This window comes from Pseudoxanthomonas sp. GM95 (assembly GCF_900109775.1).
Taxonomy (GTDB): Bacteria; Pseudomonadota; Gammaproteobacteria; order Xanthomonadales; family Xanthomonadaceae; genus Pseudoxanthomonas_A.
This window is the reverse complement of record NZ_FOAX01000001.1, coordinates 74,647-90,997: the sequence shown is the minus strand read 5'-3', so window position 1 is coordinate 90,997 and position 16,351 is coordinate 74,647. Positions and strand designations below refer to the sequence as shown.

Below are 16,351 nucleotides of genomic sequence, written 5' to 3'. Positions count from 1 at the left end.
AGGGATTACTCGGCCAGGTTGCGGCCGTGGAAAAGCTCCTCGATCTCCCGGCGCACCAGGTTCTCGATCTTCATCCGCTCCTTGAACGACAGGTTGCGGGCCTTTTCCTCGAACAGGTACTGGTCCAGGTCGAAGTCGGTCAGGTGCATCTTCGTGTGGAAGATATTTTCCTGGTAGACGTTGACGTCGATCATCTCGTAGCGCGACTTGATGTTCTTGGCCATGAAGTCCTGGATCGAGTTGATCTTGTGATCGATGTAGTGCTTCTTGCCCTTGATGTCGCGGGTGAAGCCACGGACGCGGTAGTCCATGATCACGATGTCCGACTCGAACGACTCGATCAGGTAGTTCAGCGCCTTCAGCGGCGAGATCACGCCGCAGGTAGCCACGTCGATGTCCGCACGGAAGGTCGCGATGCCGGCCTGCGGATGCGTCTCCGGATAGGTGTGGACGGTGATGTGACTCTTGTCCATGTGCGCGACCACGGCGTCGGAGATCACGCCCTTGGCGGCCGACTTGTCGATCACCGGCTCCTCGGAGATGAGGATGGTCACCGAGGCGCCCTGCGGGTCGTAGTCCTGGCGGGCCACGTTGAGGATATTGGCGCCGATGATCTCCGCCACATCCGTGAGGATCTGGGTCAGGCGATCGGCGTTGTATTCCTCATCGATGTACTCGATGTAGCGCTGGCGCTCGTCTTCCGAGACTGCATAGCAGACGTCGTAAATGTTGAAGCTGAGTGCCTTGGTGAGGTTGTTGAAGCCCTGCAACCTCAGGCGCGGCAGTGGTTTGACCACGGCAATGGACCTTCGCAAAGAAACGGGTGAAGGGCGGAATTATGCGGCAAATGGTCTGACGGCGAAATGACAGTGCAACGCACATTGCCGCAGCCGCCCCATTCAGACTAAGCTCGGGACAATTCGTTTCACTATATGAGCTGCCATGAAAGCAGGTCTTCCCCCGAGTTTGACGCGATCCCCCGCCAGCGCGCTGATTCCTGACCTGACGACGATCGAGTCGTTCCTGTCCAACAGCCACCGCCGTCGCTACCCGGCACGCGCCGACGTTTTCCGCCCGGGCGACCCGGCTGGAACCCTTTATTACGTGGTCAGCGGCTCGGTGAGCATCCTGGCCGAGGAAGAAGAAGACCGCGAGCTGGTCCTGGGCTATTTCGGCCCGGGCGAGTTCGTCGGTGAGATGGGCTTGTTCATCGAATCGGACCGCCGTGAGGTCGTCCTGCGTACCCGCACCCAGTGCGAGCTGGCCGAAATCAGCTACGAGCGCCTGCACCAGCTGTTCGGCGGTCAGTTGGCCTCGGACGCGGCCAAGCTGCTGTTCGCCATCGGCACCCAGCTCTCGCGTCGCCTGCTGGACACCAGTCGCAAGGCCAGCCGCCTGGCGTTCCTGGACGTGACCGACCGCATCATCCGTACCCTGCATGACCTGGCCCACGAGCCGGAGGCCATGAGCCACCCGCAGGGCACCCAGATGCGCGTCTCTCGCCAGGAGCTGGCCCGCCTGGTGGGCTGCTCGCGCGAGATGGCCGGGCGCGTCCTGAAGAAGCTCCAGGCCGACGGCCTGCTCCACGCACGCGGCAAGACCGTCGTGCTGTACGGCACGCGCTGACCCGGCGCCACGCCGAAAACCGGCCCATCAGGGGGTGGGCCGCACCGTTCAACCACCGCTTGGGCGCCCGGACTGGCTGCCCGGCGGCACATGCCTGCAGATGGGACTGTGCCGATGGAACTGGGCAACGATTTCTACTGGTTCATCCTGATCGGACTGGCCGCGCAGCTGGTCGATGGCGCGCTGGGCATGGCGTTCGGGTTGGTCTCGACCTCGGTGCTACTGGCGATGGGCCTGCCACCCGCATCGGTTAGTGCAGCTGTACATACCGCCAAGGTCTTCACCACCGGCGCGTCCGGCGGCAGCCACGCGCTGATGGGCAATGTCGACCGCACCCTGCTGCTGCGCCTGGCCATTCCCGGCGTGGTCGGCGGGGTGATCGGCGCCTACGTGCTGACCCGGGTGCCGGGCAACCTGTTCCGGCCGGTGACCTGCCTCTACCTGCTGGTGCTGGCGGTGCTGATTCTGCGCCGGGTCATCCGCCATCGCGCGGCCAAGGCCGAAGCAGCCGGCCAGCGCAAGGTGCCGGCGGTGGGTTTTCTGGCGGGGCTGCTGGATGCAATTGGCGGGGGCGGCTGGGGCTCGCTGTCGACCTCGACCTTGCTGGCCTCGGGCAGCGCGACCCGGGCAACCATCGGCACGGTCAACCTGGCCGAATTCGCCGTGACCCTGGCCATCTCGCTGACCTTCGTCTTCACCATCGGCATGGAATACGCCCACGTTGTGGCCGGCCTGGTGATCGGCGGCGTGCTGGCTTCGCCGCTGGCCGCCATCATGGTCAAGCGCCTGCCGGAGCGGGTCATCCTGGGCAGCGTCGGAGTGCTGGCGCTGGTGGTCAGCGCCTACCAGCTGGTGCTGTTCAACCGCTGATCAATGCCGCACTTCACGCCGCGGGCGCGCCGCCGCGGCTGGCGCAGCCCCAGTTGAGGATCGGCGTCCCGGCCGGCAGCACGCGCTGGAACAGCGCCTCTTTATCCGCCTTCGGATTGACCACCACCGGGCGGGCCGCCGCTTTGAGCAGCGGCAAATCGGCGGTGCTGTCACTGTAGGCCACGGCGATGTCGCCATAGCCCTGCTCGCGCAGCATCCGCATCTTCTCCTCATGATGGCAGTGGCGGCGCGCGGCCACCGCGCCGAACTTCGGCCCGACCAGGGTGCCGATCACCGGCACGTCCTGGTGGGCGACGAAAGACAGGATCTCCCGCGCCAGTTCCGGCGGCGCGCCGGTGGCCACCACCACGCGATCGCCCGCCGCGCGGTGCGCGGTGAACACATCCAGCGCCAGCGGCAGCAGCCGCGTGCGCATCTCGTCCTTGTTGGCGGCCACGTACTGATCGATCAGCGCGTCCAGGTCACGACGACGGTGCAGGCCGAAGGTCGCGATCCACACGTAGCCGGAAATCCCGCGCCGGCGCGTGGGCAGCATCGCCACCAGCGGCCCCAGCAGTGGCGTCAGCAGCACGGCGGCGGCGGTGCGTATCCAACTGCGCTTGATCAGCCAGGCGAACAGATGGCTGCCCGAGTCGCCGTCGTAGAGCGTGTGGTCGAAATCGAACACCACCACCGGCGCATCGGCCGCGGGCGTCGGATACGGTCCGGGCACGGTCATGCGAAGAACAGCTGCCGCAGCGCCTCGCCCGGCTCGTCGGCGCGCATGAAGGCCTCGCCGACCAGGAAGCCATGCACGCCCTGCCCGCGCATCGTCGCCACGTCGTCCGGCGTGACGATGCCGCTCTCGGTAATCAGGATGCGGTCGCGCGGCACGGCGCCCTTCATCTCCAGCGTGTTCTGCAGCGAGACCTCGAAGGTGCGCAGGTTGCGGTTGTTGATGCCCAGCAGCGGCGCCGGCACCTGCAGCGCACGCTCCAGCTCGTCGATGTCGTGCACTTCCACCAGCACGTCCATGCCCAGCTGCATGGCTAGGTCGGCCAGTTCGACCAGCTGCTGGTCGTCCAGCGCCGCCACGATCAGCAGGATGCAGTCGGCGCCCAGCACGCGCGCCTCATACACCTGGTAAGCGTCGATGGTGAAATCCTTGCGCAGCACCGGCAGCGTGCAGGCCTCGCGTGCCTGCTGCAGGTATTCGTCGGCGCCTTGGAAGAAGTCCACGTCGGTCAGCACCGACAGGCACGCGGCACCGCCGAATTCGTAGCTCACCGCGATCTCCGCCGGATTGAAATCGGGCCGGATCACGCCCTTGGACGGGCTGGCTTTTTTCACTTCGGCAATCACGCCGGCATCGCCGGCGGCGATGGTCCGGCGCAGTGCGTCGGCGAAGCCGCGCACCGGCGGCGCGGCGTCGACACGCGCAATCAGGTCGGCCAGCGGCACGACGGCGCTGCGTGCGGCGATTTCTTCGCGCTTGCGGGCGAGGATGGTGTCGAGGATGTCGCTCATGGTGTCCGTTGCGCGCCGCGTCGACCGCGGCTGATGCGCCATTGTCGCATTGTCGTCATCGGCGGTCCTTGACCGGCCCGTCAGGCCGCGTGGCCGCCGCCGTAGGCGCGTTCCACCTTGGCCACGCGCAGCTCGAAGTGGGTGTACCAGTCGCGGCGGCCGGTGGCGCGCACCGCGGCGTGCTCGGCATGCGCGCGCCAGGCGGCAATGGCCGCCTCGGTTTCCCAGTAGGACACGGTGATGCCGAAGCCATCCTCGCCACGCGCAGATTCCACGCCTAGGAAACCCGGCTGCTGCTGCGCCAGCTCGACCATGCACCTTGCGGCTTCGCCGTAGCCGATGTCGTCACCGGCGCTGCGGCGCGAAGAGAACACCACCGCCCAGTACGGCGGCGCCGGCAGCTCGGCAAAGCCCGCTGCGCCCAGGCTCACGGCAGCACGCGGGTGAAGTCGACGTACTGGCGCAGCTTGGCCGCGGCGCTGCCATCGGCAATCGCCGCGCGCGCGCATTCGATGCCCGTGGCGATCGAGTCGCTGACGCCGGCGACGTACAGCGCCGCGCCGGCGTTGAACACCACGATGTCGAGCGCAGGACCGGGCTCGCCGGCCAGCACCGCATGCAGGATCGCGATCGACTCCTCCGGGCTTTCCACCTTGAGGTTGCGACTGGCCGACATGGCGATGCCGAAATCCTCCGGATGCAGTTCGTACTCGCGCACCTGGCCATCGCGCAGCTCGCCGACCAGCGTTCCCGCACCGAGCGAGAGCTCGTCCATGCCATCGCGGCCCCACACCACCAATGCACGCTCGGCGCCGAGTTCCTGCAGCACGCGCGCCTGGATGCCGACCAGATCGGGATGGAACACGCCCATCAGGATGTTCGGCGAGCCAGCCGGGTTGGTCAGGGGCCCCAGGATGTTGAAGATCGTGCGCACGCCCATCTCGCGTCGCACCGGCGCGACGACCTTCATCGCCGGATGATGGATCGGCGCGAACATGAAGCCGATGCCGGTGGCCTCGATGGCCGCGGCGACCTGCTCGGGCTGCAGCTCGATCTTCGCGCCCAGCGCTTCGATCGCATCGGCGCTGCCCGACTTGGACGAGACGCTGCGGTTGCCGTGCTTGGCGACCTTCGCGCCGGCGGCCGCGGCAACGAACATCGCGCAGGTCGAGATGTTGAAGGTGTGCGAGCCGTCGCCGCCGGTGCCGACGATATCGACCATGTGAGTGCGATCGGCCACATCCACCGTGCGCGAGAATTCGCGCATCACCGTGGCTGCGCCCGCGATCTCGCCGACGGTTTCCTTCTTCACCCGCAAGCCGGTGAGGATGGCAGCGGTCATCATCGGCGAGAGCTCGCCGCGCATGACCTGGCGCATCAGATCCACCATCTCGTCGTGGAAGATCTCGCGGTGTTCGATGGTGCGTTGCAGGGCTTCCTGCGCGGTGATGCTCATAAGATCAAAGGCTCGCGTATTCGAGGATTTCCTGGCCCATCAAGGTGCAACTTCCATCTTTGTCCGGCCAGTATTCAAAGCGCATCCGGTAGTTACCTTTATAGATCGTGCCCCAGACTTCGAGCACATCGAAGCGCTGTCGCGCGTTGCGCGGATTCACGATCGAGGGCAGCGGCTCGACGTTTGGACTGATGTCGATCCGATCGTCGTCGCTGCCGAAATGGAAAACGAGCAACTTTCGAGCCTGAACCGTTGCCTCGTCCTTGCACGTGGCGCCTGAAGGCACCGTCGCGGCGTGAGCACTCATGGCACACCCCAACCACGCGATCAGTAGGACGAGCAGATTTCGGCTCATGCTCAGCGCTCCAGGAAATTCTTCAGCAGCGCGTGACCGTGCTGGGTGAGGATGGATTCGGGGTGGAACTGCACGCCTTCGACCGGGAACTCGCGATGGCGCAGGCCCATGATTTCTTCCATCGAGCCGTCGTCGTTCTCGGTCCAGGCCGTGACTTCAAGCGCAGGCGGCAACGTGGCCTTGTCCACCACCAGTGAGTGATAGCGCGTGGCCTCGTAGCGATCCGGCAGGCCGGCAAATACGCCGCGGCCTTCGTGGCGGATCGGCGAGACCTTGCCGTGCATGATGCGGCCGGCGCGGATCACATCGCCGCCGTAAACCTGGCCGATGCTCTGGTGGCCCAGGCACACGCCCAGGATCGGCGTGGTCGCGCCCAGGCGCTCGATCAGTTCCAGCGACACGCCCGCCTCGTTGGGCGTGCACGGACCGGGCGAGATCACGATGCGTTGCGGCGCCTTTTTTGCGATGTCATCAACGCTCAGCGCGTCGTTGCGCACCACCTCGACCTCGGCGCCCAGCGCCTGCAGGTACTGCACGAGGTTGTAGGTAAAGCTGTCGTAGTTGTCGAGCATCAGCAGCATGACGGTGTACTCATTGCGCGATCAGGAAGACCGCATAGACGTTTTCGGAGAGGGTGAGACTGCCGGCTTCCAGCGCTTCGCCATCCACCCGCGCGGAGATGTCAGCCAATGGCGCGGGCGGCGCGGGGGGCGCAGGCGGCACAGACGTGTGTGTGCCAGGCCACGTCCCCGCCTGGATGCCATAGCTGAAAGCCGGGGCGACATCAGAGATGGTGTAAAGGCCGGCCAGCTTGACGCCATACGCCTTGGCCAAGCCTTCGGCCGCCTCGCGCGACTGCCGGGCCGCGTCGGCCTTCAAGGTCTTTCGAAGGCTGGCCTCGTCGCTGTAGCTGGGCGTGATGCCGGACAGCTGCAGCGATGGACTGGTCCTCAGCTCCGCCAGAAAGGCACGCGTATCGGCCAGCGTCTTGAAGGTCGCAGCCAGCCGGCGCGTCACCTCGCTACCCTTGAACACTTCGCGCCCATCGATGTATTCGGTCTTCGGCTGGATCGTCAGCGTGGCCGCATCGATCGAGTCGGGCAGCACATGATGTCCGCGAAAGGCCGACAGCACGGTCGCCGCATCGGCCTGCACCTGCATGCGTGCCAGCTCAGGCGACGGATCGACGCGCTGCAGGGTCACCAGCACACCAAAGCGATCCGGCATGACCTCACGGTGCGCCTCGCCCTTGACCAGCAGATGCGGCTGCGACGGCAGGCTGTTGACCTGCGCGGAGGCCACGACCGGAAGCAGCAACGACCACAACATCCATGCACGTTTCATTTCAACACGCCTTGTCGAAAGACCAGCGCTGCTGGTCGGATGGGAGGGGAAGGCAACCCGCACATGCTCAGCGGACGAGGTGGCCGATCGCAGCCAGCAGCGCATCCACCGCGTCCTCGCGCGTAGCCCACGAACACACCAGGCGGATCACCGCGTGAGTGTCGCTGTGCGGCGACCAGCGCTCGAAGCTGGTGACGCCTGCCAGCGCCTCGATCTGGGCGTGGGTGAGGATCGGGAAGACCTGGTTGCTGGGCGAATGGATCAGCAGCGCGATCCCGGCGGCCTTCAGGCCGGCCTGGAGGCGCTGGGCCATGGCGTTGGCGTGTGCGCCGAGTTCGAAGAACAGCGCGTCTTCGAACAGCGCTTCGAACTGCGCGCCCAACACCATGCCCTTGGCCAGCATCGCGCCGCGTTGCTTGATCAGGTAACGCAGGTCGGCCTGCAGCGCCGGTTCGACGACGACCAGCGCCTCGCCGACCAGCGCGCCGTTCTTGGTGCCGCCGATGTAGAAGGCGTGGGTGAGCGCGGCGATGTCGGCCAGGCTCAGGTCGTTGCCTTCCGCGGTCAGCGCACTGCCCAGGCGCGCGCCGTCGAGATAGAACAGCAGGCCGCACTCATCGCACAGCGCGCGCAGCGCCTGCAGCTCGGCCTTGGTGTAGATGGTGCCCAGCTCGGTGGTGTTGGAGACATACACCAGGCGCGGCTTGACCATGTGCTCGCTGGTGTTTTCGGCCAGCAGCGCGCGCACGCCATCGGGCGTGAGCTTGCCGTCCACGTGCGGGGTGATGAGCACCTTGTGGCCGGTGGCTTCGATGGCGCCGGTCTCGTGGGTGGCGACATGGCCGCTGGCCACGGCGATCACCGCCTCGTGCGGACGCAGGAACGCGGAGATCGCCAGCAGGTTGGTCTGGGTGCCGCCGACCAGGAAATGCACCTGCGCCTGCGGCTGGCCGAGGCGCGCGACGATCAGCTGCGCGGCGCGCGTGCTGTGCGCGTCCAAGCCATAGCCGGCGTTCTGCTCGGCGCTGGCCTGGGCCAATGCCTGCAGCAGGCGCGGATGCGCGCCTTCGCTGTAGTCGTTGCGAAAAGAGGCTTTCGGGGTCATCGCGTTGCCGTCCATCACAAGCCCTGCGCGGCCTGGGCCACGGCGCGGAACAGCGCACGGCCCTTGTTCATGGTTTCGTCCCACTCTTTCTGCGGATCCGAGTCGTAGACGATGCCGGCGCCGGCCTGCACGTGCAGGCGGCCGTCCTTGATCACCGCGGTGCGGATGGCGATGGCGGTATCGGCATCGCCGTGCCAGCCGATGTAGCCGATGCTGCCGGCGTACACGTTGCGCTTAATCGGCTCCAGCTCGCGGATCACTTCCAGCGCGCGGATCTTCGGTGCACCACTGACCGTGCCGGCCGGGAAGGTCGCGCGCAGCACGTCGGTATAGCTCAGGCCCAGCTTCAACTGGCCGGTGACCTCGCTGACGATATGCATCACGTGGCTGTAGCGCTCGATGCCGAAGCGCTCGCCCACTTCCACGGTGCCAGCCTGCGAGACGCGACCGGCATCGTTGCGGCCCAGGTCGATCAGCATCACGTGCTCGGCCAGTTCCTTCGGGTCGGCCAGCAGCTCGACTTCCAGCGCCTTGTCTTCTTCCGGCGTGGCGCCGCGCGGACGGGTGCCGGCGATCGGGCGCACGGTGACCTTGCCATCCTGCAGGCGCACCAGGATTTCCGGCGAGGAGCCCACCACCTGCACGTCGCCCACATCGAGGAAGTACATGTACGGTGACGGATTCAGCGCACGCAGCGCGCGGTACACGTCCACCGGGCGCGCGCTGAAGGGCACGCTCAGGCGCTGACTCAGCACCACCTGGAAAATGTCGCCGGCGCGGATGTATTCCTTGGACTGCTCGACCGCGTCGATGAAACCTTCGCGGGTGAAGCCGGAGACGAAGTGGCTCTCGTCCATCACCTCGCGGGTGATCGGCTTCGGATAGCCGGCGCCGGGCTGGCGCAGCTTCTCCTGCAGCGCATCCAGGCGCGCCTGCGCCGCATCCCAGGCGCCTTCCACACGCGGGTCGGCATGCACGATCAGGTACAGGCGGCCCTTGAGGCTGTCGAACACCGCCACTTCCTCGGACACCATCAGCAGGATATCGGGCGTGTCCAGCTCGTCGCGGGCCTTGCCGCCGGCCAGGCGCGGCTCGATGTAGCCGATGCACTCGAAGCCGAACCAGCCCACCAGACCACCGGTGAAGCCCGGCAGGCCTTCCAGCTTGGGCACGGCATGGGCGGCACGCAGTGATTCGATTTCGGCGAAGGGATCGGCGACCTCACGCGTCTCCACCACCTGCCCATCCTGGCGCACTTCCAGCGTGTGGCCGCGGAAGGTCAGCACGCGACGCGCCGGCAGGCCGATGATGGAATAGCGACCGAAGCGCTCACCGCCTTCGACCGATTCGAACAGGTAGGTGTACGGGCCGTCGGCGAGTTTCAGGTAGACCGAAAGCGGCGTGTCCAGATCGGACAGCACTTCGCGGACAACGGGGACAAGAGGGTTCGACCCGGGGGTCTGGACGTCAGCGGCGTGGCGCTGGAACTGCTCGGCGGTGATCAAGGAGGCTTTCCTTCACGAACTCGGTGGCGGCGGGACGGACGACGGCAACAGGCCACCATCGCCACGCGCGGCGAGCGGAAAAGGAGGAAAGCTTGGTCGTCAGGGCGGGCACGGGCCGTACTGTACCGCAATGCGGCAATCGTGCAACGGCCCGCGGACGCGTGCCGGCGCTATGGAACAATGCCGCGCACACGGCCGTGACACGGCCATGACCGCGACGCGCCCCATGCCCCATCCAGGAATGCCATGAGCCCACAAGAATCCGGCCGGACCAAGGGATCGGCGATCTCGCGCGTGCTGGAAATCATCGAAGCGGTGTCCGAGGCACAGCGCCCGCCTTCGCCGGCCGACCTGGCCTTCCTGCTCGACATCCCCAAGCCCAGCATCCATCGCCTGCTGCAGCAGCTGCAGGCCGAAGGCTACGTGCAGGTCAACATGCGCGGGCTGGTGGTGCCAGGCGAACGCATGGTCACCATCGCGCGCGGCGTGCTGTACACCAGCCGCCACAAGGCGTTGCGCCAGGCGATCCTGCGCCGGCTTTCGGCCGAGGTCGACGAGACCTGCGGCATCTCGATTCCCGATGGCCTGGACATGGTCTATTACGACCGCGTCCAGAGCCATTGGCCGCTGCAGATCCACCTGCCCAACGGCAGCCTGGCGCCAGTGTGGTGCACGGCCAGCGGCAAGCTTTACCTGAGCAGCATGAGCAAGGCGCGCCGCAGCCGCATCATCGGCAGCCTGCCGCTGGAGCGCATGACCCGGCGCACGCTCACCGATCCGGCGACGCTGGAACACGCGCTGCAGGACATCGCGCGCACCGAGCTGGGCGTGGACGATGAGGAATTCATCGCCGGCATGGTCGCTGTCTCTGTGCCGATCAAGGACGCGCAGGGCCGCAGCTTCGCCTACCTGTACGTGCACGCGCCGACGCTGCGCAAATCAATCGAAGACCTGCGCGCCTGCGAGCCGGCGATGCGCCGCGCCGCGCAGGACCTGGCGGTGCTGATTGAGGCCCCGGAAGGCGAAGACGAAGGCGCGTAGCCGCTTCGCTTCACGCAAAAACGGCGGCCATCGCGGGCCGCCGCCACCGCACTAACCCGGGAGGGTGGATCAGTTCATCGTCGGCATCGAGAACACCGCGCCTTCGCGCACGCCGGCCGAGGGCCAACGCTGGGTGATGGTCTTGCGCCGCGTGTAGAAGCGCACGCCATCCGGGCCGTAGGCCGACAGATCGCCGAACAGCGAGCGCTTCCACCCGCCGAAACTGTGGAAGGCGACCGGCACGGGCAGCGGCACGTTAATGCCGACCATGCCGACCTGCACGTGATCGCTGAACCAGCGCGCGGCCTCGCCATCGCGCGTGTAGATGCAGGTGCCGTTGCCGTATTCGTGGTCGTTGATGAGTTGCATCGCTTCATCCATCGTCTTGACCCGCACCACCTGCAGGACAGGCCCGAAGATCTCCTGCTTGTAGCTGTCCATGTCGGCGGTGACGCCGTCGATCAGCGTGCCGCCGACGTAGAAGCCCTGCTCGTAGCCGGGCACGGTGGGCATGCGGCCATCGACGACCACGCGCGCGCCCTGCGATTCGGCGCTGTCGACGAAGCCCACCACCTTGTCGCGATGCTGGGCGGTGATCAGCGGGCCGAAATCGTTGTTGGCATCGCTGAAGGCACCGACCTTCAGCGCCTGCATCGCCTGGCTCATCTTGGCGATCAGCGCATCGGCGATCTCATCGCCCACCGCTACTGCGACCGACAGCGCCATGCAGCGCTCGCCCGACGATCCGAAGGCCGCGCCCAGCAGCGAGCTGACCGCGTTGTCCAGGTCGGCATCGGGCATGACGATGGCGTGGTTCTTCGCCCCGCCCAGCGCCTGGCAGCGCTTGCCGTTGGCCGTGGCGGTCGAATAGATGTACTCGGCGATCGGCGTGGAGCCGACGAAGCTCACCGCCTGCACGCGCTTGTCGGTGAGCAGGGCATCCACCGCCTCTTTATCGCCGTTGACCACGTTGAGCACGCCCGGCGGCAGGCCCGCCTCGTGCAGCAGCTGGGCGATGAACAGCGTCGGGCCGGGATCGCGTTCGGATGGCTTGAGCACGAAGGTGTTGCCGCACACCAGCGCCATCGGATACATCCACAGCGGCACCATCACCGGGAAGTTGAACGGCGTGATGCCGGCCACCACGCCCATCGGCTGGAACTCGCTCCACGAATCGATGCCCGGGCCGACGTTACGCGTGTACTCGCCCTTGAGCAGTTCCGGCGCGGCGCAGGCGTACTCCACGTTCTCGATGCCGCGCTGCAGTTCGCCGGCGGCGTCGTGCGCAATCTTGCCGTGCTCGCGGCCGATCAGTTCGCAGATGCGCGCGGCGTTGTCTTCCAGCAGCTGCTTGAACTTGAACATGATCCGCGCGCGCTTGGCCGGCGGCGTATCGCGCCACGCCGGGAACGCGGCCTGCGCGGCGGCGATGGCTTCCTCCACCGTGGCCTTGGACGCCAGCGCGACCTGGCTGCCGACCTCACCGGTCGACGGGTTGTAGACGTCCTGCAGGCGCGCCGCGTCCAGGCGCTCCTGGCCGTTGATGAGATGGCCTGTAATGGTGGTGTTCGCCGCCGGTTGCAGCGGTTCCTTGAGGATCGAATTCATGCGCGCAACGCCTCTTGTTGGGGTTCGACCCACAGGGTCTTGTAGATGTCGATGATCTCGTCCGCGCTGGGCACGCGCGGATTGTTGCCGGGTGAGCCGGACGCCAGCGCCTGTTCGGCCATAGTCGGCAGCAGCTCGAAGAAGCGCGCATGCTGCGCGCCGAACTCGGCTAGCGTGGGCACCTGCAGTTCGGCGTTGATCGCGTAGAGGAAGTCGATGAGCTTGGCGTTGGCCGTGGCATCGTCATCGCGCAATTCGGCCGCGCCGAGGAAGCGCGCGCAGTCGGCGTAACGCGCCGATGCAGCAGGAATCGACCACGCGGTCACGCTGGGCAGCAGCATCGCGTTGGACAGGCCGTGCGGCACGTGGAAAAACGCGCCGATCGGCCGGCTCATGCCGTGCACCAGCGCCACCGACGCATTGGAGAACGCGATCCCCGCCAGCGTGGCGCCGAGCATCATCGCCTCGCGCGCGGGTTGATCGTTGCCATCGTGATAGACGGTGCGCAGGTTCGGTCCGATCAGGCGCATCGCGGCGATGGCCTGGCTGTCGCTGTAGGCGCTGGCCTTGCGGCTGACGTAGGCCTCCATCGCGTGGGTCATCGCATCGATGCCGGTATCGGCGGTGGTGCGCGCCGGCACGCTGACGGTGAGCTTGTAGTCCACCAGCGCGGCGATCGGCATGAAGCCCAGGCCAACGCACAGCAGTTTTTCGTCGTTGGCCTCGTCGGTGATGATGGTGAAGCGCGTGCATTCCGAGCCGGTGCCGGCGGTGGTCGGGATCGCGATGATCGGCAGGCCGGCTTCGTTGACCTGGCGCGGGAATTTGTAGTCGCGGATCACGCCGCCGTGCTTGCCCAGGATCGCGATGGCCTTGGCGCTGTCGATCGGGCTGCCACCGCCCAGCGCGATGATGGCGTCGTAGCTGCCGTGGCGGACCTGCTCCACGCCGGCCACGATCGAGCTTTCGGTCGGCTCGGGCACGGTGTCGGCAAACACGTCCGAAGCGATGCCGGCCGCAGCCAGCGCGTCCTGTACGGTGGCAGCGTAGCCAAGCTTGACCATCATCGGATCGGTGACGATCAGCGGGCGTGAACAGCCCAGCACGACCAGCACCTCGCCGGCCTTGAGGCTGGCATCGGCACCGACATGCATGACGCGGGGCAGGATGACCTGGGCGGACATGAAACCTCCAAGCGGAACCGGCATGGACGCAAGGCGGTGCCCGAGCCTTCGGCTGGCGCACCAATGCGGACTGGAATCAAATAACGAGACGCATCGTATCGTTATGAAGATCATGAGCCATTAGACCAAAGCCCAACCGGTTCAGCGCGGGCACACGACCGCGCGCCGGTGCCGTCGGCGCCCGCCTTGGGATTCAACGAGTGATAGAGCGAGCGCCGCCGCTTAGGGCTGTGCAGTGAGACTCAGCCCAGCAGCGGGCAGGCAGCCGGCAGGTGCATGCGCAGCCGGCCCGGCACGCATTCGATACGGAAGTGGCGCGAGGTTTCCGGCTCGCCATCGAGGTTGAGCGTGATCGGCTGGTCCACGTCGATCTCCACCCACGGCAGCTGCCGGCGCACGGCAACCTGCTCAAGCGCGGCGCGTTTGCCACCGGTGATCAGCGTGCCCAGCGTGGCGGCGAAGGTGCCGGTGAGCTCGGGGATGATGGTCAGGTCCAGCAGGCCATCGTCGATCAGCGCCTCCGGGCAGAGCGCCTGGCCGCCCCCGGCCTGGCGGCCATTGCCCAGGCCCAGCGCGATGAACGCGCCTTCCCAGCGGAAATCCGGTCCGGTGAAGCGCGCCCGCAGCGGCTCGACCCGGCCCAGCCGCGCCAGCCCGGTGACCACGTAGGCCAGCCCGCCCAGCACGCGCTTCATCGCCTCGTCGGTCTCCACCGTCACCTGCGTGCCGAAGCCGCCGGTGGCCACGTTGGCGCACCAGTGCGGGCCGTGGTCGGCCGTGACGCGCAGCAGGTCGATGGCGTTTAGCGGGCCGTCGGCGGCGAGCTGCAGGGCCTGCAACGGCTCGGCCGGGATCAGCGCGGCGGTGGCGAAGTCGTTCGCCGTGCCCAGCGGCAACAGCGCGAGCGCAGGCAGCGCGTCGGCCGGTTCGTCGCGATGGGCCAGCGTGGTGGCGACCTCGCTCAAGGTGCCGTCGCCGCCGCCGGCGATCACCGTGTCCACGCCATCGGCGATGGCCTCGGCGACGTAACGTTCGGCATCGCCGCCTTCCCAGGTCACGCGCACGTCCAGGTGCACGTCGCGGCGGCGCATCGCCATGACCGCAGCCCGCACTGCGTCGTTGCCGGCGGACTTGCCGTTGAGGATCAGACGCCAGCGGGGCTGCGACATGGGAACGACACAAGGTGGGGTGCCGCAGGCTAGCAGCCGCATCGACCGACCATGCATTACAGAGCTGACCGGACGGTCAGCAGGACGCGCCGCGTGAACAGCGTGCGCGGGACTGGCGCCTGGAAAGCCGCGCGATGGATTTGTCGCCCGCCTGTCACGATTCGGTCAAACATCGCGCGCAACATCGAAGGCCATAGCAGGGACGACGGAGGGAGGCAGGATCAGCCTCCAGCATTCACCGGAACCGCGTTGGGGCGACTCGACGCGGTTTCTTTTTTGGGCGTCGTTCGGCGGCGGTGGTTGTGCTGGGGGAGCCACACTGCTGCTGAAGCAGCTCCCACAACGTCTGTGCTGGTGTGGGAGCCGCTTCAGCGGCGATCGCGCGTGCTCAGGGCTTCAGGAACTTCAGATCCGACGGCGCCGCCACCTCGACCGTCTGCAAGGTCTTGCCGAGCTTGCCGGTCCTGGGATCGCGCGCGATCACGACGATGCGGTTGTCGCCCTGCGCAGCCACCAGCAGGAAATGGCCTGACGGATCGATCGAGAACTCACGCGGCTGGCGGCCTTCGGTCGCGCGGCGCTGGACCAGCGACAAGTCGCTATCGGCGGCGACCGCGAACACCGCGATCTGGTTGTCGGTGCCGCGATTGACCGCGTAGAGGAACTTGCCGTCGGCCGAGAGATGAATCGCGCCGGCGCCGTTGTCGCCCTTGAAACCCGCCTCGAACAGGTCATGCACCTGGCGCAGCGACAGCGCGCCATCGGCCGCGACGTCCAGCGTCGCGACCTGGCCGGTCATTTCCAACGTCAGGTACGCGTGCTGGCCGTCGGCATCGAATACCAGGTGGCGCGGGCCACTGCCCGGCGGCAGCGCGAGGAACGGCATGGCCGCCGGCTGCAGCGGACGCTCGGCGTTGTCGCCCGGCGCGTAGCGATAGGCGTAGACGCGATCGCCGCCCAGGTCAGCGACATACGCGGTCTTGCCGTCGGGCGCGAAGTTGACCGAGTGGATGTGCGCCGACAGCTGCCGGTCCTTGTCGACGTGGCTGGCCTGGTAGCTCGACAGCTGGGTCACCGGCTGCAGCTGGCCGCGCGCATCGATCGGCAACACGGCCAGCGTGCCGCCCGGATCGGCGTTGACCGAGTAGTTGGCCACTAGCAGATAGCGACCGTCGGGCGTGAGGCTGGCGTGGGTCGGGTGATCGCCTAGCGTGGACACCTGGTTGTCCAGGGTCAGCACGTGTTTGGCATCGAGCGTCAGCGCGCTGGCGCGGCCGACCGCATCGCGCGCGCCGGGGCCGTTTTCGTTGACCGCATACACGCGCGATTGATCGGGCGAGACCACCAGCCACGACGGGTTATCCAGTCGCAGCTGCTGCCAGGGCTTGGGATCGAGCTTGCCGCTGGCGGTGTCGAACTTGTACGCGTACAGGCCGGGCGCATCGCCTTCGGTATAGGAGCCGACCAGCAGGTCGACCGACGCGGCACTGGCCGCCAGCGGCAGTGCGGTCATGGCCAGGGCGGTGAGCCGGAACAAAGGCAGCATATGAGGTCTCCTGCG

At 67.0% G+C, this 16,351-nt stretch carries 17 protein-coding genes; 3 read left to right on the top strand and 14 right to left on the bottom strand.

Annotation, left to right across the window (positions count from 1 at the left end; genetic code table 11):
- Positions 1–5: 5 nt before the first annotated feature.
- Positions 6–797 carry an adenosylmethionine decarboxylase gene (gene speD / locus BMZ17_RS00430; protein ID WP_093133715.1) on the bottom strand — a complete coding sequence of 264 codons (792 nt, stop codon included), beginning with the start codon at positions 795–797 and terminating at the stop codon, positions 6–8.
- 169 nt (positions 798–966) lie between these two features.
- Here speD and crp point away from each other — a divergent pair, with 169 nt between their 5' ends.
- A complete protein-coding gene (gene crp / locus BMZ17_RS00425; RefSeq protein ID WP_254775156.1) occupies positions 967–1,626 on the top strand; it encodes a cAMP-activated global transcriptional regulator CRP in 660 nt (219 codons plus the stop codon).
- Between the two features lie 114 nt (positions 1,627–1,740).
- Positions 1,741–2,496 carry a sulfite exporter TauE/SafE family protein gene (locus tag BMZ17_RS00420; protein ID WP_093133709.1) on the top strand — a complete coding sequence of 252 codons (756 nt, stop codon included), beginning with the start codon at positions 1,741–1,743 and terminating at the stop codon, positions 2,494–2,496.
- A 13-nt stretch (positions 2,497–2,509) separates the two neighbouring features.
- On the opposite strand, the gene BMZ17_RS00415 is transcribed toward BMZ17_RS00420, so the two are convergent.
- From BMZ17_RS00415 to trpE, 9 genes are all read right to left on the bottom strand, one after another.
- Complete coding sequence (locus BMZ17_RS00415) at positions 2,510–3,235, bottom strand: haloacid dehalogenase-like hydrolase (RefSeq protein ID WP_093133706.1); 726 nt, start codon at positions 3,233–3,235, stop codon at positions 2,510–2,512.
- On the bottom strand, positions 3,232–4,023 hold the full coding sequence (trpC, locus tag BMZ17_RS00410; protein ID WP_093133701.1) for an indole-3-glycerol phosphate synthase TrpC: 792 nt from the start codon (positions 4,021–4,023) through the stop codon (positions 3,232–3,234). Before trpC ends, BMZ17_RS00415 begins: the two co-directional genes overlap by 4 nt.
- 80 nt (positions 4,024–4,103) lie before the next feature.
- On the bottom strand, positions 4,104–4,454 hold the full coding sequence (locus BMZ17_RS00405; protein WP_254775155.1) for an antibiotic biosynthesis monooxygenase family protein: 351 nt from the start codon (positions 4,452–4,454) through the stop codon (positions 4,104–4,106).
- The gene (gene trpD / locus BMZ17_RS00400) at positions 4,451–5,479 is read right to left on the bottom strand and encodes an anthranilate phosphoribosyltransferase (RefSeq protein WP_093133693.1); all 1,029 of its coding nucleotides are present in this window, start codon (positions 5,477–5,479) and stop codon (positions 4,451–4,453) included. The genes BMZ17_RS00405 and trpD overlap by 4 nt, the downstream gene beginning before the upstream one ends.
- Before the next feature lie 4 nt (positions 5,480–5,483).
- The gene (locus BMZ17_RS00395; protein ID WP_093133690.1) at positions 5,484–5,834 is read right to left on the bottom strand and encodes a hypothetical protein; all 351 of its coding nucleotides are present in this window, start codon (positions 5,832–5,834) and stop codon (positions 5,484–5,486) included.
- Positions 5,835–5,836: 2 nt separating this feature from the next.
- Complete coding sequence (locus tag BMZ17_RS00390) at positions 5,837–6,415, bottom strand: anthranilate synthase component II (RefSeq protein WP_093133687.1); 579 nt, start codon at positions 6,413–6,415, stop codon at positions 5,837–5,839.
- Between the two features lie 10 nt (positions 6,416–6,425).
- On the bottom strand, positions 6,426–7,178 hold the full coding sequence (locus BMZ17_RS00385; protein WP_093133684.1) for an SIMPL domain-containing protein: 753 nt from the start codon (positions 7,176–7,178) through the stop codon (positions 6,426–6,428).
- A gap of 67 nt (positions 7,179–7,245) precedes the next feature.
- On the bottom strand, positions 7,246–8,283 hold the full coding sequence (locus BMZ17_RS00380; RefSeq protein WP_254775154.1) for a threonine aldolase family protein: 1,038 nt from the start codon (positions 8,281–8,283) through the stop codon (positions 7,246–7,248).
- A gap of 14 nt (positions 8,284–8,297) precedes the next feature.
- Positions 8,298–9,788 (bottom strand): anthranilate synthase component I, encoded by a 1,491-nt coding sequence (trpE, locus tag BMZ17_RS00375; RefSeq protein ID WP_093133677.1) that lies wholly within the window; start codon positions 9,786–9,788, stop codon positions 8,298–8,300.
- Between the two features lie 246 nt (positions 9,789–10,034).
- Here trpE and BMZ17_RS00370 point away from each other — a divergent pair, with 246 nt between their 5' ends.
- Complete coding sequence (locus tag BMZ17_RS00370; protein WP_093133674.1) at positions 10,035–10,829, top strand: IclR family transcriptional regulator; 795 nt, start codon at positions 10,035–10,037, stop codon at positions 10,827–10,829.
- Between the two features lie 69 nt (positions 10,830–10,898).
- Here BMZ17_RS00370 and BMZ17_RS00365 read toward each other — a convergent pair whose 3' ends face one another.
- From BMZ17_RS00365 to BMZ17_RS00350, 4 genes are all read right to left on the bottom strand, one after another.
- Positions 10,899–12,437, bottom strand: a complete 1,539-nt coding sequence (locus tag BMZ17_RS00365; protein WP_093133671.1) for a CoA-acylating methylmalonate-semialdehyde dehydrogenase — start codon at positions 12,435–12,437, stop codon at positions 10,899–10,901.
- On the bottom strand, positions 12,434–13,621 hold the full coding sequence (locus BMZ17_RS00360; protein WP_093133668.1) for an iron-containing alcohol dehydrogenase: 1,188 nt from the start codon (positions 13,619–13,621) through the stop codon (positions 12,434–12,436). Before BMZ17_RS00360 ends, BMZ17_RS00365 begins: the two co-directional genes overlap by 4 nt.
- Before the next feature lie 242 nt (positions 13,622–13,863).
- Positions 13,864–14,790 carry a lipid kinase YegS gene (yegS, locus tag BMZ17_RS00355; protein ID WP_093133663.1) on the bottom strand — a complete coding sequence of 309 codons (927 nt, stop codon included), beginning with the start codon at positions 14,788–14,790 and terminating at the stop codon, positions 13,864–13,866.
- A 388-nt stretch (positions 14,791–15,178) separates the two neighbouring features.
- A complete protein-coding gene (locus tag BMZ17_RS00350; RefSeq protein ID WP_093133659.1) occupies positions 15,179–16,336 on the bottom strand; it encodes a lactonase family protein in 1,158 nt (385 codons plus the stop codon).
- Positions 16,337–16,351 lie beyond the last annotated feature (15 nt).